Raw genomic sequence first — 26,819 nt, forward strand, 5'->3', positions numbered from 1 at the left:
CACGGGAACAGGGGTGGAAACAGGGCCCTGGATAGGGGTCGGAACAGGGGTGGGGGGCCCGGTCGCCGCACCCGGGAACGGGCCGCCGCACCTGGGCCGGGGCGCCGCACCTGGGCCGGGGCGCCGCACCCGGGAACGGGGCGCCTGCCGGGCCGGGGGGGTCAGCCCTCCCCGGCGACGAGCGCCGCGAGTGCCCTGCGGTCGGTCTTGCCGTTGGGGGTGAGCGGCAGGGCCGCGATCAGCTCGACCTTCCGCGGCACCATGTAGTCGGGCAGGGTCTCCTTGCAGAAGGCGCTGACCGCCACGGGGAGGGCGTCGAAGTCACGGGCGGGCACCACGTACGCGTACAGCTCCGGGTCCTGGCCCGGCCGGGGCCGTACCACCACCGCGGCCGCCTCGACGCCGGGGAACTCCAGGAGCCGGCGCTCGATCTCGCCCAGCTCCACCCGGTTGCCGCGCATCTTGACCTGGAGGTCGGAGCGTCCGACGAAGTAGAGCTCGCCGCTCTCCCCCCGGTACGCCAGGTCGCTCGACCTGTACACGAGCTGCCCGGACCTGGGGTTGAGCGGATCGGGTACGAGCACGGACCGGGTGGCCTCGGGGTCGTCCCAGTACCCGGTGAAGAGCGACGGCCCGCGCAGATGGATCTCGCCCACCTCGCCCGGCTCCTCCACGGGGCGGCCCTGCTCGTCGATCAGCAGCATCTCCGCTCCGGGGTAGGCGAATCCGATGGACAGCTTGTCGATGCCCTCGGGCAGCGGGTTCGGCACGTCGGTGAGGGAGAACGCCATGGCCTCGGTCGGACCGAAGCAGTTCACCACCCTCAGCTGCGGCAACAGGCTCTGCAGTTGGCGCAGTTCGGGCAGCGGGAAGGCCTCGCCGGAGAACAGCACCCCGCGCACCTGCCCGGCCAGCGCGGCCACTCCCTGGGGCTCGTGGCGCAGCAGCGGCCGCCAGATGGACGGGACACCGTCGACCTGGGTGGCGCCGGTGTCGGCGAGGAAGCGCAGCAGCCTGCGTGGCCAGTGCGTCAGTTCGCGCGGTACGGGGATCAGCTGGGCGCCCGAGCCGAGGGCCAGGCCGATGTCCAGCAACGCGAAGTCGAACTGGAGCGGCGAGGTGGTGGCCAGCCGGTCCTGCGCGGTGACGATGGAGTGCCGGAGCATGCCCCGGTAGAAGGAGAGGACCCCGCGGTGGCTCATGACGACACCCTTGGGGCGGCCCGTGGTGCCGGAGGTGAAGATCATGTACGCGGCGTCGGTGGAGACCGGGTCGCGCCGGTGCCTGACGCGCGGCACCGGGGCCCTCTCCACGACCACCCCCTCGGGGCCGAAGCGCGCCGTGCCGATGGACTCGGGCACCCCTTCGCGCACGCCCCGCACCGTCTGGAGATGCAGGGCGGGCTCGGCGGTGGCGGCGATCGCCAGCAGCCGGGGGGTGGGGACGTCGGGGCTCACCGGAATGAAGGTGAGCCCGAGCATCGAGCAGGCGAGCAGGGCGGCCACGGCCGAGGCCGAGTTGTCCGTCTCCAGGATCACCCGGTCCCCGACGTCGAGGCCGAACGAGTCCAGGGTCACGGCGTAGTCGTGGGCCCTGCGCTCCAGTTGGCGGTAGCTCAGCACCCGGGACGTGCCGTCCTCGTCTGCCTCCCAGGCGGCCGGGCTGTCCGGCGCGGTCCGGGCCGCCGCCAGCAGGAACTCGTGCATGCGCTCCGCCGGCGCGCCGACCGCTGCCGGCTGCTCCGTGATCGGGCTCATCGCCCGGCCTCCTCTGCTCGTCCGTGTGCTGGTCGTCCGTGTGCCGGCCGTCCGTGTGCCGGCCGTCCCGTGCTGTGCTCGTTGCCCCGTGCTCATGAGGAGATCCGCTCCTTGAGGTCCTTCAGCCAGCTGTCGATGACGGGGGCCGTCGTGTCGACGTGCTGCTCGACGATGGTGAAATGCGTGCCGGGGACGGTCGCCACGGTGTCCGCGCCCTCCCAGTCGGCCTGCCAGCCGTTGCCTGGCCCGGTCACGGCTTCCTCGCCCTTCTCGAAGAGGTCCCCGGCCCGTACGAACAGCACGGGCGCCTCGATGTCCGCCTGCGTGAACTGCGGCAGCAGCTCCACGTACCGGCCCATCGCGGAGAGTTCGGCGCTGCTGAACGAACCCAGCGTGGCGGCCTTGTCGGGGACGGCGAAGGCCATCTGGTCGAAGATCGCGTCGTTCGTCCGGCCCATGTAGTACGTGTCCAGGAGCACGAGCCCGGCCGGCCGTACCCCGTGCACCCGCTCCAGGCGGGCCACGGTGGCGTGGGCGAGCAGGCCGCCCGAGGAGAAGCCGAGCAGGACGAACGGTTCCCCTCCGGCGGTACGCAGGACGGCCTCGGCGAGGACGTCCACGGCCGCGTCGAACGACTCCGGCAGCGCGTCACCGCGCGCGAACCCGGGGGTGGGGATCCCGGACACCGGCATCGAGAGCCGGGCCGCGAGCCGTGCGTGCTGGTGCACGCCGCCCGCCACGGTCGGGGTGGAGAGGCAGATCAGCCGGGGCGCCGTCGGCCCGTCGACGGCCTGCTTGGTGCGGGCCCCGTACGCGACCGCTTCGGGCAGCTCGGCCAGCTCGGCCGCGGTGGCGAAGGAGGGCCGCAGCGCGGCCACCGAACGCAGCATGGCCAGTCCGGGCTGGAGGTTCCCCGACATGATCGCGTCGAGGAACAGCCCGTACAGGGTGTCGTCGACCCGGTTGTCGGTGTCCGCGGCGGGTGCGGCGGTCTGCCCCGCGTCCCCCTGGGCGGCCAGCCGGCCGGCGACCAGCCGGGCCAGGTCGAGCGGGTGCTTGCTGTCGAAGACCACCATGGCCGGCAGGGCGAGCCCGGAGGCCGCGTTCAGCCGGTTGCGCAGTTCGACGGCGGTCAGCGAGTCGAACCCGGCCTCCAGGAAGCCCGCTTCGGCCTCCACCGCACCGGCGTCGGCGTGCCCGAGGACCTCGGCGGCGTGGCTCAGCACCTCGTCGAGCACGAGCCGTGTCCGGGCCGCCTCGTCCAGCCCGCGCACCTTCTGGGCGAGCCCGCCGGCCTCCCGGGCGGCGGCCGCCGCACCGGCCCGGCGACGCCCGGCGGGCGCCAGGGCCCGCAACAGCGCCGGGACGACATCGGTACGGGCCCGCAGGGCGGCGAGGTCGACCCGGAGCGGGACGAGCGCGGCGGCGTCGGCGGCGACGGCCGCGTCGAAGAGCCACAGGCCCTCCTCCTCGGTCAGCGCCGGTGTTCCGGTGCGCCGCATCCGCTGGAGGTCGGCCTCACCGAGCCACTGGCTGAGCCCGGTCTCGGTGGCCCACAGCCCGAAGGCCATGGAGGTGGCGGCGAGACCGCGTGAGCGGCGGTGGGCCGCGAGTGCGTCGAGGAAGACGTTGGCGGCGGCGTAGTTGCCCTGCCCCGCGGCCATGACCAGCCCGCCGGCCGAGGAGAACAGCGCGAACACGGACAGGTCCAGCCCGGCGGTCAGCTCGTGCAGGTGCCAGGCCGCGTCCGCCTTGGCCCGCAGCACGTGGTCCACCTGCTCGGGCGTGAGCGCCCCGACCAGCCCGTTGTGGGCGACACCCGCGGCATGGACGACCCCGCGCAGCGGGTGCTCCGGGTCGATGCCCCCGATCAGTTCCGCCACGGCCGCCCGGTCGGAGACGTCGCAGGCGGCGATCTCCACCCGCGCGCCGAGCGCGGCCAGTTCGTCGCGGAGCCCGGCCGCGTTGGGCGCTGTGAGCCCGCGCCGGCCGGCGAGCACCAGGTGCCGTACGCCGTGCTCGGTCACCAGGTGACGGGCGACGATCGCGCCGAGCCCGCCGGTGCCGCCGGTGATCAGGACGGTCCCGTCGGGATCCCACGGCGATGCGCCGCCGGGTGCCACCGACCGTGCGAGCCGGGGCGCGAGCACCTTGTCCCGGCGGACGGCGAGTTCGGGTTCGTCCGAGGCGAGTGCGGCGGCCAGCGCGCGCGGCGACGGCTCGCCCTCCTCCAGGTCGAGCAGGACGAAACGGCCGGGGTTCTCCGCCTGTGCGGCCCGCAACAGCCCCCACACCGGGGCCTGGCGCACATCGACCGGGTCGCCGTCGGCGACGGCCGCCGCGGCCCGCGTGACCAGCACCAGCCGCGACTGCGCGAACCTCGGCTCGTCCAGCCATCGCTGCACGGCGGCCAGTGCCCCGTCCACGGCGGTACGCACCCCTGCGGGGACCTCGTGCTCACCGCCGGCGGCGGGCCCGTCCGCCAGGACGGGCAGCAGCACCAGGTCCGGCACGGCGGCGCCCGCCGCTCCCAGCGCGTCGAGCCCCGGCACCGCCGGCAGCCCGGCGAGCTCCAGGCCCGGACCCGCGACCGCCCAGTCCCAGCGCGGCCCGCTGCCGCCGCCGACCGGCTGCCACTCGACGGCCAGCAACGCGTCCCGGAACCCGGCGGCGGCGAGCTGCCCCACGGCGACCGGCCGCAGTTGCAGCGCGTCCACCGAGGCCACGGGGGCCCCGGCCGGGTCGGTGAGGTCGAGGCGCACCGCGTTGCGCCGGCCCTCGACCGGCGCGAGCCGGACCCGTACCGCGGTCGCGGACGCGGCGTGCAGGGTGACGCCCGCCCAGGAGAAGGGGAGCAGCGCCTGCCCCTCGTCCTCCTCGGCGCCGAGACCACCGAAGCCGAGCGCGTGCAGGGAGGCGTCGAGCAGGGCCGGGTGCAGCCCGAAGCGCCCGGCGTCCGCGTGCGCCTGCTCGGGCAGCACGATCTCGGCGTAGAGCGCGTCACCGTGCCGCCAGGCCGCGGTCAGCCCCTGGAACACCGGGCCGTAGCCGAACCCGCGCTCCTGAAGGCTGTCGTACAGCCCGTCGGCGTCCAGCTCCTCGGCTCCGGCGGGCGGCCAGACGGTGAGCCCGTCGCCCGCCGCGCCGCCGGCCGGGGCCAGCATGCCGTCGGCGTGACGGGTCCACGGCTCCTCGGGGTGGCTCTCCGGGCGCGAGTACACCCGGACGGCCCGCCGGGCCTGCGCGTCGGGCTCGCCGACCACGACCTGGAGAGCGACTCCGCCGCGTTCGGGCAGGACGAGCGGTGCGTAGAGGGTGAGTTCCTCCAGCAGCCCGCAGCCGACGTGGTCGGCGGCCCGCAGGGCGAGTTCCACGAAGCCGGTGCCGGGAAGCAGGATGCTGCCGTGCACGGCGTGGTCGGCCACCCAGGGCTGGGCGTCCAGGGAGATCCTGGTGGTGAACGTCACCGCGTCGGAGTCGGGGGACGCCACGACGGCCGCGAGCAGCGGGTGGTCCAGGGCGCCCTGGCCGACGGCCACGGCATCGGTGGCCGGCTTGGCCGCGTCGACCCAGTAACGGGTGCGCTGGAAGGGGTACGTGGGGAGGTCGACCCTCCGAGCACCGCTGCCGGCGTAGAACGCCTCCCAGTCGACCCGTACGCCGTCCACGTACAGCCGGCCCACGGCCGCGACGAGGGACTCGGGCTCGGGGCGGTTGCGGCGCACGGCCGGTACGAGGACTCCCTCACCGCCCGCATCGTTCGCGCCGGCGCCGCCACCGTCACCGTCGATGAGCTGCTGGGCAAGCCCGGTCAGGACCCCGTCCGGGCCGACCTCCAGGAACCGGGTGACGCCCTGCCGCTCCAGCGCAGCGACGGCGTCGACGAAGCGGACGGGCCGGCGGACCTGGCCGACCCAGTACTCCGGCGACTCCCAGTCCGAGGACAGTTCGCCGGTGACGGTGGACACCACCGGGAGGCTCGGCTCGGCGTAGGTCAGCTCCGTGGCCACGGTCCGGAACTCGGCCAGCATCGGCTGCATGAGGTCCGAGTGGAAGGCGTGCGAGACAGCAAGCCTGCTGGTCTTGCGACCGGCGTCGGCGAAGTGCTCACCGACCGCGAGAACGGCCGCCTCGGTTCCTGAAACCACGACCGCCTGCGGCCCGTTGACCGCCGCGATCCCCACCCCGTCGGTGAGCAGCGGCAGGACTTCATCCTCGGATGCCTGGATGGCGACCATGGCGCCACCGGCCGGCAACGCCTGCATCAGCCGACCACGGGCGACGACCAGCCGGGCCGCATCCGCCAGGGAGAGAACCCCCGCCACGTGCGCGGCAGCCAGCTCACCGATCGAGTGCCCCACCACCACATCAGGGGTCACACCCCACGCCTCGACCAGCCGGAACAACGCCACCTCGAACGCGAACAGCGCAGGCTGAGCGAACCCGGTCGCATTCAGCTCGTCCGCGTCCTCACCCCACACCACCTCACGCAACGACCGCCCCAGCTGCGCATCGACCTCCGCACACACGGCATCGAAGGCTTCGGCGAACGCGGGGAACGCCTCGTACAACTCACGGCCCATACCCAGCCGCTGCGCACCCTGGCCGGTGAACAGGAACGCCGTCCTCCCGCTGCGGCGAGCCTGTCCGGCGGCCACCGCGGGGGCGTTGCGCCCCTGGGCCAGCGCGGTCAGTCCGCGGAGCAGCTCCTCGTTCCGCACGCCCACCACCACGGCCCGGTGGGCGAATGCGGTGCGTGTGGAGATCAGCGAAAGGCCGAGGTCGGCCGGATCGGTCTCCGGCTGTTCCCGCACCCGCTCCACCAGCCGCTCGGCCTGAGCGGCCAGGGCCTGCGGGCTCTTGGCCGACAACACCCAGGGCACGACGGGAAGTTCACTGGCCTCGCCCGCCGGCTTCGCAGCCTCTTCGGGCGCTTCCTCGACGATCACGTGGGCGTTCGTCCCGCTGATCCCGAAGGAGGAGACGCCGGCTCGGCGCGGCCGGTCCACGGGCTGCCATGCGCGGTCCTCGGTGAGCAGCGCGACGTTCCCGGCGGTCCAGTCGACCTGGGTCGAGGGTTCGTCCACGTGCAACGTCCTCGGCAGGACACCGTGGCGCATGGCCATGACCATCTTGATGACACCGGCGACGCCCGAGGACGCCTGTGTGTGACCCATGTTGGACTTGATGGACCCGAGCCACAGAGGCTGGTCCTCCTCGCGCCCCTGACCGTAGGTCGCCAGCAGCGCCTGCGCCTCGATCGGGTCGCCCAGGGTCGTACCCGTTCCGTGTGCCTCCACCGCGTCGATCTCCGCCGCCGTCAGGCCCGCGTTGGCGAGCGCCTGGCGGATGACCCGCTGCTGGGAGGGCCCGTTGGGGGCCGTCATCCCGTTGCTGGCGCCGTCCTGGTTGAGTGCGGAGCCACGGAGGACGGCGACGACGGGGTGGCCGTTGCGGCGGGCGTCGGAGAGCCGCTCCAGCAGCAGGACGCCTGCGCCCTCGCCCCAGGCGACGCCGTCCGCCGAGGCCGCGAAGGACTTGGACCGGCCGTCCGGGGCGAGCCCGCGCTGCCGGCTGAACTCGATGAACATGCCCGGGGTGCCCATGACGGCGACCCCACCGGCCAGGGCCAGCGAGCACTCGCCCGCCCGCAGGGCCTGGGCGGCCATGTGCAGAGCGACGAGTGAGGACGAGCAGGCCGTGTCGACGGTGACGGAGGGTCCTTCGAGGCCCAGCGTGTACGAGGTACGGCCCGAGACGAGGCTGCCGCCGCTGCTGGCCGCGGCCTCCACGCCAAGTGCGTAGTCGTGGTACATCACGCCGGCGAAGACACCGGTGGACGACCCCTTGAGCGTCGTCGGGTCGATCCCGGCCCGCTCGATCGCCTCCCACGACACCTCCAGCAGCAACCGCTGCTGCGGATCCATCATCAAGGCCTCGTTGGGACTGATCCCGAAGAACACCGGATCGAAGTCGGCCGCGTCATAGAGGAAGCCGCCCTCGCGGGCGTACGTCCTGCCGGGCGTACCCGGCTCCGGGTCGTACACCTCCGGATCCCAGCCACGGTTCCCCGGGAACTCGCCCATGGCGTCGACCCCGTCCGCGACCAGCCGCCACAACCCCTCCGGCGTCGTCACACCGCCCGGGTACCGGCACCCCATCCCGACGATCACCACCGGATCGCCGTCCCCGTCCGGTCCGCCGCCGACGGGCAGAGCGCGGGCGGGCACGAGCGCGGCCCGGTCCGAACCGGCCACCTGCTCGCCCATGAAGGCGGCGACGGCCTGCGCGGTCGGATAGTCGAAGATCAGCGTGGCGGGGAGCCGAAGGCCCGTCGTCTCACCGAGCCGGTTGCGCAGCTCGACCGCGGCGAGCGAGTCGAAGCCCAGTTCGCTGAAGGCCCGTTCCGGCTCGACGGCATCGGCGGAGGCGTGCCCGAGCACGCCGGCCACCTGGGTCCGCACGAGGTCGAGGAGCGCGGCGGCGCGCGCATCGGCGTCGAGTCCCGCCAGACGGGCGAGGAGCCCGTCGCCGCCGTCCGCGGACTGCGCACTGCGGCGGACGGGAACCCGTACGAGGCCGCGCAGCAGGGCGGGGAGGGCGGCGGCACGGGAACGCAGGACGTTCGTGTCGATCCGGAGCGGCACAGTGGCCGCCAGGCCCGACGCCAGTGCGGCGTCGAACAGGGCCAGGCCCTCCTCCTCGGACAGCGCGGGCAGCCCCTGGGCCGCCATCCGCTCCGCGGCCAGGTCCAGCATGTCGACGCTGGTCATGCCGGTGTCGACGCCCCACAGCCCGAAGGCCATCGCGCAGGCTGGAAGCCCCTCGGCGTGGCGCTGGGCGGCGAGGGCGTCCAGGAAGACGTTGGCGGCCGCGTAGTTGCCCTGCCCCGCCGCCAGCACCAGACCACCGGCGGAGGAGAACATCACGAACGCCGACAGGTCCAGGTCCCGGGTCAGCTCGTGCAGATGCCAGGCCGCGTCCACCTTCGGGCGCAGCACCGCGTCCACCCGATCGGGCGTCAGCGCCCCGACCACGCCGTTGTCGACGACGCCTGCCACGTGCACCACCCCGGAGAGCGGGCGATCCGGGCCCACGGACGCGATCACCGAAGCGAGGGACTCGCGGTCCGCCACGTCGCACGCGGCCACGGCGACCGTGGCGCCCAGGGCCGACAGCTCGGCCACCAGCTCACCGACCCCGGGCGCCCCGGCGCCCCGGCGCCCCACCAGCAGCAGACCCCGTACGCCGTGCTCGGCCACCAGGTGCCGGGCCACACGCGCACCCAGCCCGCCGGTACCGCCCGTGATCAGTACGGTCCCGTCCGCGTCCCACACCGGCGCGGCCCCGTCACCCGGCGCGGCGAGGACCAGGCGCGGCACCCACACCTCTCCGTCCCGGACGACCAGCTCCGGCTCGCCGAGAGCGGTCAGCCGCTCCCAGGGCACGGACCCGTCGGAGTCGACCAGGACGAACCGCCCCGGGTTCTCCGCCTGCGCGGCCCGCACCAGACCCCAGACCGGGGCCTGCCGCACGTCGACCGGCTCGCCGTCGGACACGGCCACCGCGCCGCGCGTGGCGACCGCCAGCACCGCGCCGTCGGGCCGGTCCGCCGACAGCCACTCCTGCACGGCCTCCAGCACCTGGCCCACAAGTCCGTGCACCGCACCCGGCACGTCCCCGGGCACCTCCCGCGTCCCGCAGTCGAAGACAGCGGGGGCGGGCCCCTCGGCGGGTGTGCGGGGCTGCGCGGCGGGCAGCCGGTTCCAGGCGATGCGGAAGAGGGAGTCGTTCCCGCCCGTGGCGAGCTGTTCGGTGGAGACGGGCCGGCCGACGACCGCGCCCACGGTGGCCACGGGGGCCCCGGTGGCGTCCGCGACCTGCAAGGAGAGGCTTTCCGGGGTGGGCTGGGTGATGCGTACCCGTACGACGGAGGCGCCTGCCGCGTGCAGGGTGACGTCCCGCCAGACGAACGGCAGCACGGTCTCGTCACCACCGGTGCCGTTCACGAGCGCCGCGTGCATGGCGGCGTCCAGGAGCGCCGGGTGGATCCCGAACTTCGCGGCCTCGGCGTGCGCCTGCTCCGGGAGGGCGACCTCCGCGTACAGCACGTCGCCGTCACGCCAGGCGGCCTTGAGTCCCTGGAACGTCGGCCCGTATCCGAAGCCCCGCTCGCGCAGCCCCTCGTACGCACCGTCCATCGACAGTTCGTCGGCCCCTGCGGGCGGCCAGGCCGAAAGGTCGAAGCCGGTGGCCCCGGCGCCGGCGGCGAGTACGCCGTCGGCATGCAGGGTCCACGGCAGATCCGGCCGGTCCTCGGCGCGGGAGTAGACGCTCACCGAGCGCCGGGCAGAGGCATCGGCGGCACCGAGGATCATCTGCACGGTCACGGCCCCGCGCTCGGGAAGGACAAGCGGCGCCTGCAGCGCCAGCTCCTCCAGCACGTTGCACCCGACCTGGTCACCGGCCCGGATGGCCAGCTCCACGAATCCGGTGCCCGGCAGCAGGATGCTCCCGAGGACGTCGTGGTCGACGATCCAGCCGTGCGTACTGGCGGACAGCCGGCCGGTGAACGTGACCACATCGGTGTCGGGGGACGGCAGCACCGCACCGAGCAGCGGGTGCCCGGCATCGGTCAGACCCGCCGTCGCCATGCTGCCGCCGCCGGCGCCGATCCACGAGTTGGCGAGGTACTCCTCCGTGCCCACCCAGTAGCGGGTGCGCTGGAAGGCGTACGTGGGAAGCTCGACCCGACGGGCACCGGAACCGGCGTAGAACGCCTCCCAGTCGACCCGGGCACCCTCCACGAACAGACGGCCCACAGCCGCGACCAGAGCCTCGGACTCGGGACGGCTCCGGCGCAGCAGCGGGACGAAGGTCGCGGAGTCCGTACCGAGAGCGGTCAGGACCGCATCCGGGCCGATCTCGACGAACGTACGAGCACCCCACTCCTCGGCACTGCGCACAGCATCGGCGAAACGGACAGGCTTACGGACCTGGTCGACCCAGTACTCCGCAGACTGCCACTCCGCTGTCAGCTCACCCGAGACGGTGGAGACCACCGGAATGCGTGGCTCGGAGAAAGAAAGCCCTTCTGCCACCGCACGGAACTCGTCCAGCATCGGCTCCATCAGAGCCGAGTGGAAGGCGTGCGACACCGACAGCCTGCTGGTCTTACGGCCTTCGGCGGCGAAATGCTCCCCGACCGCTAGGGCGGCAGCCTCCGTACCCGAAACCACCACAGAATGCGACCCGTTGACCGCCGCGATCCCGACCCCGTCCGTGAGCAGCGGCAGGACTTCGTCCTCGGATGCCTGGATGGCGACCATCGCACCGCCTGCCGGCAGTGCTTGCATCAGCCGGCCCCGGGCGACGACCAGTCGAGCCGCGTCCGCGAGGGAGAGAACCCCCGCCACGTGGGCGGCGGCCAGCTCACCGATCGAGTGCCCCACCACCACATCCGGAGTCACACCCCACGCCTCAACAAGGCGGAACAACGCCACCTCGAAAGCGAACAGCGCAGGCTGAGCGAACCCGGTCGCGTTCAACGCCTCCGCATCCTCGCCCCACACCACCTCACGCAACGACCGCCCCAGCTGCGCATCTGTCTCCGCACACACCGCGTCGAACGCGGCCGCGAACACCGGGAAGCTCTCATACAACTCACGACCCATACCCAGCCGCTGCGCACCCTGCCCCGTGAACAGGAACGCCGTCCGGCCCGGCGCGGCCGCCCCCCGCACCAGCCCCGGGTGGTCCACACCCCCCACAAGGGCGGCGAGCGCGCCCGCCCGGTCGCCGAGGACCACCGCCCGGTGCTCGAACAAGGGCTTCGACGCCACCAGGGAGTACCCGACGTCCTCGGGCCTGTGGTCGCCGGCCACGGTCAGCAACTGCTCGGCCTGCCCGGCCAGCGCCTCGGCGCTCTTCGCCGACACCACCCAGGGAACCACGGGAAGTTCAGCCCTCTGAGCCGGCTCCGCCGCCTCCACCGGGGCCTCTTCCACGATCACGTGGGCGTTCGTCCCGCTGATCCCGAACGAGGAGATGCCCGCGCGCCTCGGGTGGCCGGCCGGCTGCCAGTCCCGGGCCTCGGTGAGCAGTTCCACGTCACCCGCCGACCAGTCCACCTGGTCCGAGCGTTCCTCCGCGTGCAGTGACGGCGGCAGGATGCCGTGGCGCATCGCCATGACCATCTTGATGATGCCCGCCACACCGGCCGCCGCCTGCGTGTGGCCCATGTTCGACTTGATGGACCCCAGCCAGAGCGGGTGGCCCTCCTCGCGCCCCTGACCGTAGGTCGCCAGCAGCGCCTGGGCCTCGATCGGGTCGCCCAGGGTCGTGCCGGTGCCGTGTGCCTCCACCGCGTCGACCTCGGCCGCCGTCAGGCCCGCGTTGGCGAGCGCCTGGCGGATGACCCGCTGTTGCGAAGGCCCGTTCGGGGCGGTCAGGCCGTTGCTCGCGCCGTCCTGGTTCAGGGCGGAGCCCCGGACCACCGCCAGCACCGGGTGGCCGTTGCGGCGCGCGTCGGAGAGCCGCTCCAGCAGCAGAACTCCCGCACCCTCGCCCCAGCCCGTGCCGTTGGCGTCGATGCCGAAGGACTTGCAGCGGCCGTCCGGGGCTAGACCGCGCTGGCGGCTGAACTCGACGAAGACCTCGGGGGTGGCCATGACCGCCACCCCGCCGGCCAGCGCGAGCGAGCATTCGCCGGACCGCAGCGCCTGGGCGGCCATGTGCAGGGCCACCAGCGAGGACGAGCACGCCGTGTCGACCGTGACGGCGGGGCCTTCGAGGCCGAACACGTACGAGACGCGTCCGGAGGCGATGGCTCCGGTGCTGTTGTTGGCCGCGTAGTCGTGGTACATCATCCCGGCGTAGTAGCCGGTCATGCTGCCCCGCAGGGTCTCCGGGTCGATCCCGGCCCGCTCGAACGCCTCCCAGGCCGTCTCCAGCAGCAGGAACTGCTGCGGGTCCATGACGGTGGCCTCGTTGGGGCTGATCCCGAAGAACGCCGGGTCGAACTCGCCTGCCTCGTGCAGGAATCCGCCCTCGTTGGCGTAGCTGGTGTGCGGCCGCTCAGAGGTCGGGTCGTAGATGCGGCCAGTGTCCCAGCCCCGGTTGGCGGGGAAGGCGGAGACGGCGTCCACGCGGTCGGCGACGAGCTGCCAGAGCTGCTCGGGGGTGCGCACCCCGCCCGGGTAGCGGCAGGCCATGGAGACGATCACGATCGGGTCGCTCTCCGACGAACCGCTCGCGACCGCCGCGTTCGTCGGCCTCGACTCGCTTATGGAGTCCCCGAGTTCGTCGAGCAGATGGCGGGCCAGTGCGCGGGGGCTGGGATAGTCGAAGGCGAGGGTCGCGGGCAGTCGCACCTCGGCCGCGGCGCTGACCGCGTTACGGAACTCGACGGCCGTCAGGGAGTCGAATCCGAGTTCGCTGAAGGCGCGGGTCCCGTCGACCGCGTCCGGCCCGGGGTATCCGAGGGCCACCGCGACCTGCGTACGCACCAGGTCCAGCAGGATGCTCTCCTGCTCGTCCCGGTCCAGTCCGGCCAGCCTGCCGCGCAGGGCTCCGGCCGCCTCCGGTGCGGACGCGGCGGTGCGCCGGGCCCGTACGCGTACCAGCTTCCGGAAGAGCGGCGGCAGGGCGTCGCCCGCCTCGGCGAGGGTGCGCACGTCGAGCCGGATCGGCAGGACGACGGGGGCGTCGACCGTCAGGGCCCGGTCGAAGAGGTCCAGGCCGTACGCGGAGGTGAGGGCTCCGATCCCGGTGCGGCTCATCCGCTGGAGGTCGGCGTCCGTCAGGGTGCCGGACATGCCGCTCGCCCACAGCCCCCAGGCGAGGGACTGGGCGGGCAGGCCGTGGGCGCGCCGGTGGGTGGCTAGCGCGTCGAGCAGGGCGTTGGCCGCCCCGTAGTTGGCCTGTCCGGGGACACCCAGTACACCGGTGGCCGAGGAGAAGAGCACGAAGGCCGACAGCTCCCGGTCCCGGGTCAGTTCATGCAGGTGAAGCGCGGCGTCGGCCTTGGCGCGCAGCACGGTGTCCAGGCTCTGCGGGGTCAGCGAGGCGATGAGCGCGTCGTCGAGCACACCGGCGAGGTGGACGACGCCGGTGAGCGGTACCCCGGCGACGAGCGCGGTCAGGGCGTCGCGGTCCGCGACGTCGCATGCCTCGACGGTGACTTCCGCTCCGAGGCCCTGGAGTTCGGCACGGAACTCGGCCGCGCCGGGGGCGTCGATGCCACGTCGGGAGACCAGCAGCAGGCTCCGTACGCCGTGAATCTCGACGAGCTGACGGGCCACGAGGCGGCCGAGCGCGCCGGTCGCGCCGGTGACCAGGACGGTGCCGGTGCCGAAGTCCGGGCGGACGCGCGTCTCGGGGTCGTCCGTGAGACGGGTGAGGCGGGCGCCGTACACGGCCGTGCCGCGCACGAGGGCCTGGGACTCACCGGTGGCCAGCGCGGCGGCGGCCTGCGCGTCATCGGCGAGGTCGTCGAGGTCCGCGAGGACGAAGCGTCCGGGGTTCTCCGCCTGTGCGGAGCGCACCAGGCCCCAGACGGCCGCCCCTGCGAGGTCGGGCACGTCCTCGTGGGGCTCGCCGGTACGGGCCACGGCCCCGTGGGTCGCGATGAGCAGGCGCGAGGCGGTGTACCGGTCGTCGGCCAGCCAGTGCTGGAGTGCGGCGAGTATCTCGGTGGTGGCGGCGCGGACGCTCCCGGGGTCCGTACCGGCGTGCCGGGAGCGCAGGACGACGCTCTCGGGTACGGGCCCGTCGGCGCGCAGCGTGGCCCAGTCGGCCGGGCCGGACTCCTGTGCCGCGGAGGGGAGTTCGGCCCAGTCCAGGGCGAACAACGACTCGTGGGCGACGGCGCGGGCGGCGGCCAGTTGCCGGGCGGTGACCTCGCGCAGGACGAGGGAGTCGACGGACAGGACGGGCCGGCCCGTCTCGTCGGCGACGGACAGGGCGATCGCTCCGGCACCGTCCGGGGCGATACGGACCCGCAGGCGCGCGGCTCCGGAGGCGTGCAGCCGTACCCCCGTCCAGACGAACGGCAGGACCGGGCCGGTGGCCTCGGCGAACAGGTCGGTGAACACGGAACCGTGCAGGGAAGCGTCCAGCAGCGCCGGGTGCAGCCCGAAGGCGGCGGCCCCGGGCCGGGCCCGGTCCGGCAGTCCGACCTCGGCGAAGACCTCGGTACCGGCCCGCCAGGCACCGGTCAGGCCGCGGAAGGCGGGCCCGTACGCGAGGCCGGCGGCGGCCAGCGCCTCGTACACCCCGTCCGTGTCGATCGGGGTGGAGGCGGCGGGCGGCCAGGCCGCCAGGTCGAAGGGGGCGGGGTCCGCGGTGGTGGCCGCCAGGACGCCGGCCGCGTGCAGGGTCCAGGGCTGGTCGGGCTGGTCGTCGCGGCGGGAGTGGATGCTGACCGGGCGCCGCCCGGACGCGTCGGCGGCGCCGACCTCGACCTGGAGGGCGACGGCACCGCGCTCGGGCAGGACCAGGGGGGACTGGAGCATCAGCTCGTCGAGCGACTCGCAGCCGACCTGGTCACCGGCCCGTACGGCCAGTTCGACGAAGCCCGTGCCGGGGAAGACGACGGAACCGCCGACGACGTGGTCGGCCAGCCACGGCTGGGCCGAGACGGAGACCCTGCCGGTCAGGACGACACCGCCGGAGTCGGCGAGGGAGACGACGGCACCGAGCAGCGGATGGCCGGCGGCGGCGAGACCGGCGGCGGAGAGGTCACCGGCGGAGCTGCCGCCCTCGACCCAGTAGCGGGTGCGCTGGAAGGGGTACGTGGGAAGGTCGACCCGGCGGACGCCGGTACCGGCGTAGAACGCCTCCCAGTCGACGTCGGCCCCGCGCGCCCAGACCGCTGCGATGCCGGCCAGGGCCTCCCGCACCTCGTCGCGGCGGCGGCGCAGCAGGTGAACGAAGCCGGTGGAGTCGTCGGTGGCGGAACCGGTGCCGAGAGCGGTCAGTACGGCGTCCGGGCCGATCTCCACGAACGTACGCGCACCGAGGTCCTCGGCGCTGCGGACGGCGTCGGCGAAACGGACGGGCCGGCGGACCTGGTCCACCCAGTACTCCGCGGACTGCCAGTCCGAGGACGGTTCGCCGGTGACGGTGGAGACCACGGCGAAGCGCGGCTCGCTGAACGCCACTTCCTGCGCCACGGCACGGAACTCGTCCAGCATCGGCTCCATGAGCGCCGAGTGGAAGGCGTGCGAGACCGCCAGTCTGCTGGTCTTACGGCCTGCGGCGGCGAAGTGCTCACCGATGGCGAGGGCGGCAGCCTCCGTGCCGGAAACCACCACCGCCTGCGGTCCGTTGACGGCCGCGATGCCTACGCCCTCGGTCAGCAGCGGCAGGACTTCCGCCTCGGTGGCCCGTACGGCGACCATGGCGCCACCGGCCGGCAACGCCTGCATCAGCCGCCCACGCGCCACGACCAGCCGAGCCGCATCCGCCAGGGAGAGAACACCCGCCACATGCGCGGCGGCCAGCTCACCGATCGAGTGCCCCACCACCACATCAGGGGTCACACCCCACGCCTCGACCAGCCGGAACAACGCCACCTCGAACGCGAACAGCGCAGGCTGGGCGAACCCGGTCGCGTTCAGTTCGTCCGCGTCCTCACCCCACACCACCTCACGCAACGACCGCCCCAGGTGCACGTCCGTCTCCGCGCACACAGCGTCGAACGCCTCCGCGAACACCGGGAACGCCTCGTGCAGACCACGCCCCATGCCCAGCCGCTGCGCACCCTGCCCCGTGAACAGGAACGCCGTCCGGCCCTGCGTGACGACCCCCTGCACCAGCCCGGGATGGGGCTGCCCCCCGGCCAGTGCCGTGAGCCCGGACAGAGCCGCGTCGCGGCCGTCCGCGAGGACCACCGCCCGGTGTTCGAGTGCGGCGCGGCCGGTCGCCAGGGAGTACGTCAGGTCGGCGACGGGCAGCTCCGGCCCGGCCGTGGCGTGGGCGTGGACCCGGGCCGCCTGGGCGGTGAGGGCCGCGGCGTCGCGGCCGGAGACCGGCCAGGGCAGGAGCGCGGGCAGCGGCACCACAGCGGCGGGCGCCTCGGGTGCCTCGGCCGGCTCCTCGGAGGCCGGGACCGACGCCGGGGCCTCTTCGAGAATGATGTGGGCGTTGGTTCCGCTCACGCCGAAGGCCGAGACACCGGCCCGCCTCGGCCGGTCCTCGGCACGTTCCCACTCCCGGGTCTCGGTCAGCAGCCGTACCCGGCCCGCGGACCAGTCGACGTGGCTCGACGGTTCGTCCACGTGGAGGGTCTTCGGCAGCACGCCGTGGCGCAGCGCCTCGACCATCTTGATGATGCTGCCGACACCGGCGGCGGCCTGTGCGTGGCCCATGTTGGACTTGATGGAGCCCAGCCACAGCGGCCGGTCCTCCTCGCGCGCCTGACCGTAGGTGGCCAGCAGCGCCTGGGCCTCGATCGGGTCACCCAGAGTCGTGCCGGTGCCGTGTCCCTCGACGACGTCGACGTGTGCGGCGGAGAGCCGGGCGTTGGCGAGGGCCTGGCGGATGACCCGCTGCTGCGCCCGGCCGTTGGGGGCGGTCAGGCCGTTGCTGGCGCCGTCCTGGTTGACCGCGCTGCCCCGCACGACGGCGAGCACGGGGTGCCCGTTGCGCCGGGCGTCCGCGAGCCGTTCGAGGACGAGCATGCCCGCGCCCTCGGACCAGCCGGTGCCGTCCGCGGCCTCGGCGAAGGCCTTGCAGCGGCCGTCGGGGGCGAGCCCGCGCTGCCGGCTGAACGCGATGAAGGGCGACGGGGTGGACATCACCATGACGCCGCCGGCGAGTGCCAGCGAGCACTCCCGCTGCCGCAGTGCCTGGGCGGCAAGGTGGAGGGAGACGAGCGAGGAGGAGCAGGCCGTGTCGATGGTGACCGCAGGGCCTTCGAGGCCCAGGGTGTAGGAGATCCGGCCGGAGATGACGGCCGCCGCGTTGGCGGTGGTCATGTAGGCCTCGGCGACCTCGCCCGCCGCGCCGGTGAGGTACTCGTAGTCCTGGATTCCGGAACCCGCGAACACACCGACGGGCTTTCCGCGCAGCGACTCCGGGTTGATCCCGGCCCGCTCGATCGCCTCCCAGGACACCTCCAGCAGCAGTCGCTGCTGGGGGTCCATGGTGAGCGCCTCGTTGGGGCTGATCCCGAAGAAGCCGGCGTCGAATCCGGCCACGTCCTGGACGAAGCCGCCCTCGTTGACGTAACTGCTGCCGGACCCGCCGTCGGAGTCGGCCTCGTCGCCGCGGAGCCCGTCGAGGTCCCAGCCGCGGTCGGTGGGGAAGGTCGTGATGGCGTCCCGGCCCTCGGCCACGAGCCGCCACAGGTCGTCTGGGGTGCTGACGCCTCCCGGGTAGCGGCAGCTCATCGCCACGATGGCGATGGGTTCGTGGTCCTGGTCCTCGGCCTCCTGAAGCCTGCGCCGGGTCTGGTGCAGATCCGCCGTGACCCGCTTGAGGTAGTCGAGAAGCCGTGCGTCGTCATTGGACATGTTGGGTCCCACCGAGTCCTTGTTCATGCCGTGAGGTCGAATCGGGTCGCGTCGGGTCGCGGAGTTGCGAAGCGGGGCCCGGTGCCGGTCACAGCACTGGCCGCGCGGTCGGTCAGGTGAGGCCGAGTTCGTTGTCGATGAAGGCGAAGACGTCGTCGGCGGAGGCGGTTTCGAGCTGTTCGCCGACCTTCCGGCCGCCGGTACCGGTCTGGGCGTCGAGGGTTCCGGTCAGCCGTGCCAGCAGGCTCTGCAGGCGGGCGGTGATCCGGGTGGCCTCGATGTCCTCGGCGGCGAGTGCCGCAGCGGCCTCCTCGAGCCGGTCGAGCCGGTCCAGTACGGGGAGTTCGCCGAGGTTCTCGTCCTGGCAGAGCTCGGACCACAGGTGGGTGGCGAGCGCCCCCGGACTGGGGTGGTCGTAGATCATGCTGGTGGGCAGGGGGCGTCCCGTGGCGGCGACGAGTTTCGTGCGCAGGTCGACGGCGGCGACGGAGTCGAAGCCGAGGTCGGTGAAGCCGCGGTCGGGCGCGACCTCGGCCGCGTCGTCGTAGCCGAGCAGTGCGGCCACGTGGGTACGGACCAGGTCGAGCATGACGGACCGCTGTTCGGCCCGGGGCAGAGCGGCCAGCCGGTCCGCGAGGCCGGGGTCGGCGCCCGCACCGTCCTGCGTACCGTCCGCGCCGAGGGCGGCGAGGGCTTCGGGCAGGGCGTCGAGGAGCGGGCGCGGCCGGGCGAGCGCATAGGTGGGGGCGAAGCGCTCCCAGTCGAAGTCGGCGACGACCGCGTGCGAGGCGCGTCCTGCCAGGATGCGGCGCAGGGCCCCGACGGCGAGGCCGGGCGCCATCGCGGGCGCGCCCATCCGGCGCATGACGGCGGCGAGTTCGGCGTCGACCATGCCTCCGTCCCAGGAGCCCCAGGCCACGGACGTGGCGGCGAGGCCGCGTGCGCGGCGGTTGTGGGCGAGGCCGTCGAGGTAGGCGTTGGCGCTGCCGTAGGCGGACTGGCCCGCGCTGCCCCAGACCGCGGCACCGGAGGAGAAGAGCACGAAGGCGTCGAGCGGGGTGTCTGCGAGGAGTTCGTCGAGGTGACGGGCGCCGAGCACTTTCGCCTCGGCCACCCCGGCCAGCTCCGCGAGCGTCAGTTCGCCGAGCGGGGCGATGCGCTGCGGCAGACCGGCCGCGTGGAAGACGGCGGTCAGGCCGGACAGCCCGGCGAGCAGCGTACGGACGGCCTCACGGTCGCCCATGTCGCACGCCTCGACCGAGACCCGTGCGCCCATTGCGGCGATCTCGTCGACGAGTTCGGCCGCCCCCGGCGCTTCGGGGCCGCGCCGGCCGACGAGGACGATGTGCTCCGCCCCGTCCGCGGCGAGCATCCGGGCGACGTGGGCGCCGAGCCCGCCGGTGCCTCCGGTGACCAGGACGGTGCCTCGCGCCTGCCACGGCCCGACGGGGTCGGGCTGCGCGGGACGGACCAGGCGGCGGGCGTAGATGCCTTCGGGCCGGACGGCGACCTGGTCCTCACCGGTGGCCCGGGAGAGGGTGTCGCACAGCCGCAGCAGGACCGCCGCGTCGGGGTCGGCGCCCGCCGGGAGGTCGACGAGGCCGCCCCAGGTCCCGGGCGCCTCCAGGGCGAGCGCGGCCCCCAGCCCCCAGACGGCGGTCTGCGCGGGCCGCACGGGGCGGGCCGCCCGGTCGGTGTCGTCGGTGGCCACCGCGCCCCGGGTCAGGCACCACACCGGGGCGGTCCACTGCCGGGCGGCCGCCTCCCGCACCAGGCCGACGGTGTCCACCAGGCCCTGGGAGAGCGCGGGGTGACCGGGGTGCGGGGCACTGTCCAGGGCGAGCAGGCTGACGACGCCGGCCGGGGTGGCCGATGCCTCGGGCAGCGCGGCGCCCTCCACCCGTACGGGGTTGGCTCCCCGGGCGGTCAGCGCGGCGCTGAGCGCATCCGCGAGTGGCCGCTCCTCGGCGGTGTGGACGACGAGCCAGTCCCCGGTGAGCGGGACGGGCGCGGCGGGGTCGGCGACCGGCGCCCAGGAGATCCGGTAGCGCAGCGCGTCCACCGCCGAGGCCTCCCGCCGCCCGGCCCGCCAGCTGGTGAGCGCGGGCAGCACGGGGCCCAGGTCGGCGGGGTCGAGCCCGAGCCGCTCCGCGAGCCCTGCCGCGTCCTCGCGCTCCACGGCGTCCCAGAACTGGGTCTCCCCGGGGTCGGCGGCGGACGAGGCGGCGGCGGAGCCGGAGGACGCGTCGGACAGGTCGGCCCAGTAGGTCCGGCGCTGGAAGGCGTAGGTGGGCAGGTCCACGCGACGGGGCCGGTGGCCGGTCGCGGTGAGGAAGGCGTTCCAGTCGACAGGGACACCACGGGTGTGGGCGAGCGCGACGGCTTCGGCCAGCACGCGTTCCTCGTCCCGGCCGCGGCGCAGGACGGCGGTGAACACCGGCCGGTCCGTTCCGTCGTCGGGTCCGGTCAGGCAGTCGGGGCCGAGCGGGGTGAGCGCGGCGTCGGGGCCGAGCTCCAGGAAGGTGTGGACCCCCTTGGCCGCGAGCACACGTACGGCGTCGTCGAAGCGGACGCTCGCGCGAACGTGCCGCACCCAGTAGTCGGCGCAGGCCAGTTCGTCGTCGCCCGCGAGTTCCCCGGTGACGGTGGAGACGATCGGCGTACGGGCGGTGCCGTACGTGATGCTCTCGGCGACGGTACGGAACGCCTCGAGCATCGGCTCCATCAGCGGGGAGTGGAAGGCGTGCGACACGGCGAGCCGCTTGGTCCTGCGCCCCAGGCCGGCGAAGTGCGCGGCGACGGCGAGGGCGTCGCTCTCGTCGCCCGAAACGATCACGGAGGCCGGCCCGTTGAGCGCGGCGATGCCGGTGGTCGGGGCGAGCAGTGGCGTCACCTCGTGCTCGGCCGCCTCGACAGCGACCATCGCGCCGCCCCGCGGAAGGGCCTGCATCAGGCGGCCCCGGGCGGCGACCAGACGGGCGGCGTCGGGCAGCGTGAGCACACCGGCGACGTGGGCGGCGGCGAACTCACCGACGGAGTGACCGGCGAGGAAGTCGGGCCGCACGCCCCAGGACTCGATGAGCCGGTACAGGGCGACTTCGCAGGCGAACAGGGCGGGCTGGGCCCGGTCCGTACCGTCGAGAAGCGCACGGTCCTCGCCCCACATCACCGTGCGCAACGGGGTGTCGAGGTGCGCGTCCAGGGCCGCGACGGCCTCGTCGAAGGCGTGCGCGAACACCGGGTACGCGGCGTGCAGTTCGCGCCCCATGCCGAGGCGCTGGGCGCCCTGGCCGGTGAACAGTACGGCGCTCAGCGCGTCGGGCCGGGCCTCACCGGTGACGATGCCGGCCGTTGCACCGGCGGCGGACCCGGCGGACCCGGCGGACTCGGCGGACCCGGCGGACTCGGCGGACCCGGCGGACCCGGCGGACTCGGCGGACTCGGCGGCGAGGACGCGGAGGGACCGTATGAGCTCGCTGTGGTCCGCGGCCCGGCCGTCGGCGACGATCACGGCGCGGTGCTCCAGGGCGGCCCTGCTCGTGGCCAGCGACCAGCCGGTGTCGACGAGCGCCTGACCGGGGTGCGCCTCCAGGTGATCGGCGAGCCGGGCGGCCTGGGCGGCCAGTGCCTCGGGGCGGCGGGCGGACACCAGAACGGGCACGAAGCGCGGGGCGGTGTCGCCGGCGCCGCTCGCGCTCTCGTCGGCTGCGGCCGGAACGTCCGGCGCCTCCTCCACGATCACGTGGACGTTCGTCCCGCTCATGCCGAACGAGGACACTGCGGCCCGCTTGGCACGGCCGCGGTCCGGCCAGGCGACCGGCTCGGTCAGCAGCCGTACGGTGCCGGCGCTCCAGTCGACGTTGTGGCTCGGCTCGTCCACGTGCAGCGTGCGCGGCAGGACACCGGCGTGCATGGCCTGCACCATCTTGATCACGCCGCCGACCCCGGCCGCGGCCTGCGCGTGCCCGATGTTCGACTTGAACGAGCCCAGCCACAGCGGCTGGTCCGGGGACCGTTCCCGGCCGTAGGCGGCGATGAGGGCCTGCGCCTCGATGGGGTCACCGAGCGTGGTGCCGGTGCCGTGCGCCTCGACGGCGTCGACATCGGCGGGGGCCAGCCCGCCCGAGGCGAGGGCCTGCTGGATGACCCGCTGCTGCGAAGGACCGTTCGGCGCGGTCAGTCCGTTCGACGCGCCGTCGGAGTTCATGGCCGAGCCACGGATGACGGCGAGGACGGGGTGACCGTGGCGACGGGCGTCGGACAGCCGCTCGACGAGGAGCATGCCCGCGCCCTCGGACCAGGTGGTGCCGTCGGCGGCGGCCGCGAAGGACTTGCACCGCCCGTCGGGGGCCAGGCCGCGGTCCTGGCTGAAGCCGACGAAGGAGTCCGGGCTCGCCATCACGGTGACACCACCCGCGAGAGCCAGCGTGCATTCGCCGGTACGTACCGACTGCACGGCGAGATGGAGGGCGACGAGCGACGAGGAGCAGGCCGTGTCCACGGTGACGGCGGGGCCCTCGAGCCCCAGCGTGTACGCCACCCGCCCGGACGCGACGCTGGCCAGACCGCCGGTACCGCCGCCGCCCGGGTAGTCGTGGTAGACCACACCGGCGAACACCCCGGTGCGGCTGCCCTTCAGGGAGGTGGGGTCGATCCCGGCCCGCTCGATGACCTCCCAGGACACCTCCAGCAGCAGCCGCTGCTGCGGGTCGGTGTCCCGCGCCTCGCGCGGGCTGATCTTGAAGAAGTCCGCGTCGAACCCGCCGGCATCGTGCAGGAAGCCGCCCTCGCGGCAGTACGTCTTGCCGGGCGTCGACGGCTCGGGGTCGTACAGGTTCTCGATGTCCCAGCCCCGGCCGTCCGGGAAGAGCGAGACGGCGTCCCGGCCGGAGTCCACCAGGCGCCAGAGATCCTCGGGCGACGCGATGCCACCCGGGTAACGGCACCCCATCGCCACGATCGCGACCGGCTCGCTGTTGCGCTCCTCGGCCTCCGCCAACTGGCGTCGGGTGCGCTGGAGTTCGGAGGTGGCGCGCTTGAGATAGTCCCGGAGCTTCTCGTCGTTGCTCATCGAACCTCAACCAATCTAGAGCTGATTGCTGGCCAGGAGGATGCTGAAGATCTGCGCCGCGAGCCCGGCCACGACCTTCGAATCGCTCCTAGGAGATGCCGAATTCGCTGTCGAGCACGTCGAACAGCTCCTCGTCGGTGACCGTTTCGAAGTCGGGGCCCTCGCCTGGCGATGCCTGGTCGCCGTGTGCGTCGCGCCAGCGGCGCACGATGGCTTCCAGCCGGGTGGTGATCGCGTCCGCACGGGCACCGATCGTCTCCGCGATCCCGTCGGTCGCGGGGAATCCGCTGAGCACGGCCTCGATCCGGTCGAGCTCGGCCAGGGCCGCGACGGCCGGATCACCGACGGCCGACCCGGACCCGGAGCCGGATTCCAGGCTCTCCGCCAGGAAGGCGCTGACGGAGCGCGGGGTCGGGTAGTCGAAGATCAGGGTGGCGGGCAGATCGCATCCGGCGGCGGCAATGAGCCGCTTGCGCAGGTCCACGGCCGCCAGCGAGTCGAAGCCCATGTCACGGAAGGCGAGATCGGTCTCGACGACGCCGCTGGAGGCGTGCCCGAGGACGGCCGCGACATGCGTACGCACCAGCGCCAGCAACACCCGCCCCCTCTCGGCGGCCCCGAGCCCGTCGAGCTGCACCCGCAGATCCGCCGCGGCCTTCCGGGCCTCCTCGGCGGAGGGAACCTCGTGGTCCGCCACCAGGCCCCTGGGGTCGAAGCCGGCGGAGGTGCTGCCCTCGACCCAGTAGCGGGTGCGCTGGAAGGCGTACGTGGGAAGCTCGACGCGACGCGCACCGGAACCGGCGTAGAACGCCTCCCAGTCGACGCGTACGCCGTCCACGTACAACCGGCCCAGAGCCGCAACCAGGGCCTCAGCCTCCGGACGCTTCCTGCGCAACAGAGGGACGAAGGTCGCGGAGTCGGAGCCGAGAGCGGTCAGGACCGCATCCGGGCCGATCTCCACGAACGTACGAGCACCCCACTCCTCGGCACTACGCAATGCGTCGGCGAAACGGACCGGCCGGCGAACCTGATCGACCCAGTACTCAGCAGACCGCCAATCCGCAGACAGCTCACCCGTAACCGTAGAGACCACCGGAATACGCGGCTCGGCAAAGGACAACCCCGCCGCCACCGCACGGAACTCCTCCAGCATCGGCTCCATCAAAGCCGAGTGGAAGGCGTGCGAGACAGCCAGCCTGCTGGTCTTACGACCGGCGGCGGCGAAGTGCTCCCCGACCGCCAAAGCAGCAGCCTCCACACCTGAAACCACAACTGAAAGCGGGCCGTTGACCGCCGCTATACCCACGCCGTCGGTCAGCAATGGCAGGACTTCCGCCTCGGACGCCTGCACAGCGACCATCGCACCACCAGCCGGCAACGCCTGCATCAAACGACCACGCGCCACGACCAGCCGAGCCGCATCCGCGAGCGACAACACACCCGCCACATGAGCGGCAGCCAGCTCACCGATCGAATGCCCCACCACCACATCAGGGGTCACACCCCACGCCTCAACAAGGCGGAACAACGCCACCTCGAAAGCGAACAGCGCAGGCTGAGCGAACCCGGTCGCGTTCAACGCCTCCGCATCCTCACCCCACACCACCTCACGCAACGACCGCCCCAGCTGCGCATCGACCTCCGCACACACCGCGTCGAAGGCTTCGGCGAACACCGGGAAGTTCTCGTACAACTCATGGCCCATGCCGACCCGCTGCGCACCCTGACCCGTGAACAGGAACGCCGTCTTCCCACCACGACGTGCCCGGCCGACCACCACCCCCGGATGCTCCTCGCCTCCCGCGAGAGCGGCGAGCGCATCCGCCCGGTCGCCGAGGACCACCGCGCGGTGAGTGAAGGCCGTGCGTGTGGTGGCCAGGGAGAGCCCGATGTCCGCCGCATCGGTCTCGGGCTCCCCCACGACCCGTTCCCGCAGGCGGGCGGCCTGAGCACTGAGGGACTGCTCAGTCTTTGCCGACACCACCCAAGGAACCACGGGAAGCCCGGCCCGCACGGCCGTCTCCCCCGTCTCCGCCGGCGCCTCCTCGACGATCACGTGGGCGTTCGTCCCACTGATCCCGAACGAGGACACACCGGCCCGCCGTACCGCGCCGGCAGGCACCCAGGCGCGCGACTCGGCCAGCAGCTCCACCTCGCCCGCCGACCAGTCCACCTGGTCAGACGGCGTGTCCGCGTACAGGGTCCTGGGCAGAGTGCCGTGGCGCATGGCCATGACCATCTTGATGATGCCCGCGACACCGGCCGCCGCCTGGCTGTGGCCCATGTTCGACTTGATGGACCCCAGCCGGAGCGGGTGCCCCTCGGGCCGTTCCTGGCCGTACGTCTCCAGCAGTGCCTGGGCCTCGATCGGGTCGCCGAGCCGGGTCCCCGTGCCGTGCGCCTCCACCACGTCGACCTCGGCGGCCGACAGACCGGCGTTGGCGAGCGCCTGGCGGATGACGCGCTGCTGGGCCGGGCCGTTCGGGGCGGTGAGCCCGTTGCTCGCGCCGTCCTGGTTCAGGGCCGAACCCCGGACCACGGCGAGCACCCGGTGCCCGTTGCGGCGGGCGTCGGACAGCCGCTCCAGCAGCAGGACGCCCGCGCCCTCCGAGCAGGCGACGCCGTCGGCGGACGCGGAGAAGGACTTCGAGCGGCCGTCGGAGGCGAGCCCCTGCTGGGTGCTGAAGTACACGAACATGTCAGGGCTCGGCATCACCGTCACGCCACCGGCCAGGGCCAATGAGCACTCCCCGGACCGCAGGGCCTGAGCGGCCATGTGCAGGGCCACCAGCGAGGACGAGCACGCCGTGTCGACGCTGACCGCCGGGCCCTCGAGGCCGAGTGTGTAGGCCACCCGGCCGGAGACGACGCTGCCCGCCGTGGTGCTTCCGGGCTCCACGCCGAGTGCGTAGTCGTGGTACATCACGCCGGCGAAGACACCGGTGGACGACCCCTTGAGCGTCGTCGGGTCGATCCCGGCCCGCTCAATCGCCTCCCACGACACCTCCAGCAGCAACCGCTGCTGGGGGTCGGTCATCAGGGCTTCGTTAGGGCTGATCCCGAAGAACACCGGATCGAAGTCGGGGGCGTCGTAAAGGAAGCCGCCTTCGCGGGCGTACGTCCTGCCGGGCGTGCCCGGCTCCGGGTCGTACACCTCCGGATCCCAGCCGCGGTCCGCCGGGAACTCCCCGATGGCGTCGACCCCGTCCGCGACCAGCCGCCACAACCCCTCCGGCGTCGTCACACCGCCCGGGTACCGGCACCCCATCCCGACGATCACCACCGGATCGTCGTGGTGCCCGGGACGGCCGCCGGACCCGCTCGACCCACTGAGACGGCGCTCGGCCTCCGCCAGCCGGCGACGGACCTCACGCAGGTCGGTCGTGGCCCGCTTCAGATACTCGAGAAGTCGCTCCTCGTTGCTCACCGAGACCTACTCCCTCTGGTCGACGATCCGTGGCGACTCACTCACGC

Annotated in this window: 4 protein-coding genes; all 4 read right to left on the reverse strand. The window is 73.5% G+C overall.

Annotation, left to right across the window (positions count from 1 at the left end; genetic code table 11):
• Positions 1-161: 161 nt before the first annotated feature.
• Entirely contained in the window at positions 162-1,757 is a 1,596-nt protein-coding gene (locus ACIBJG_RS03750; protein ID WP_399303561.1) for an AMP-binding protein, read from the reverse strand.
• Positions 1,758-1,849: 92 nt separating this feature from the next.
• On the reverse strand, positions 1,850-18,274 hold the full coding sequence (locus tag ACIBJG_RS03755) for an SDR family NAD(P)-dependent oxidoreductase (RefSeq protein ID WP_399303563.1): 16,425 nt from the start codon (positions 18,272-18,274) through the stop codon (positions 1,850-1,852).
• A 112-nt stretch (positions 18,275-18,386) separates the two neighbouring features.
• Positions 18,387-23,345, reverse strand: coding sequence for a type I polyketide synthase (locus ACIBJG_RS03760; RefSeq protein WP_399303565.1), 4,959 nt, complete (start codon positions 23,343-23,345; stop codon positions 18,387-18,389).
• Between the two features lie 88 nt (positions 23,346-23,433).
• Complete coding sequence (locus tag ACIBJG_RS03765; RefSeq protein ID WP_399303567.1) at positions 23,434-26,772, reverse strand: type I polyketide synthase; 3,339 nt, start codon at positions 26,770-26,772, stop codon at positions 23,434-23,436.
• Positions 26,773-26,819 lie beyond the last annotated feature (47 nt).

It is taken from the genome of Streptomyces sp. NPDC050422 (assembly GCF_044458665.1).
GTDB lineage: Bacteria > Actinomycetota > Actinomycetes > Streptomycetales > Streptomycetaceae > Streptomyces.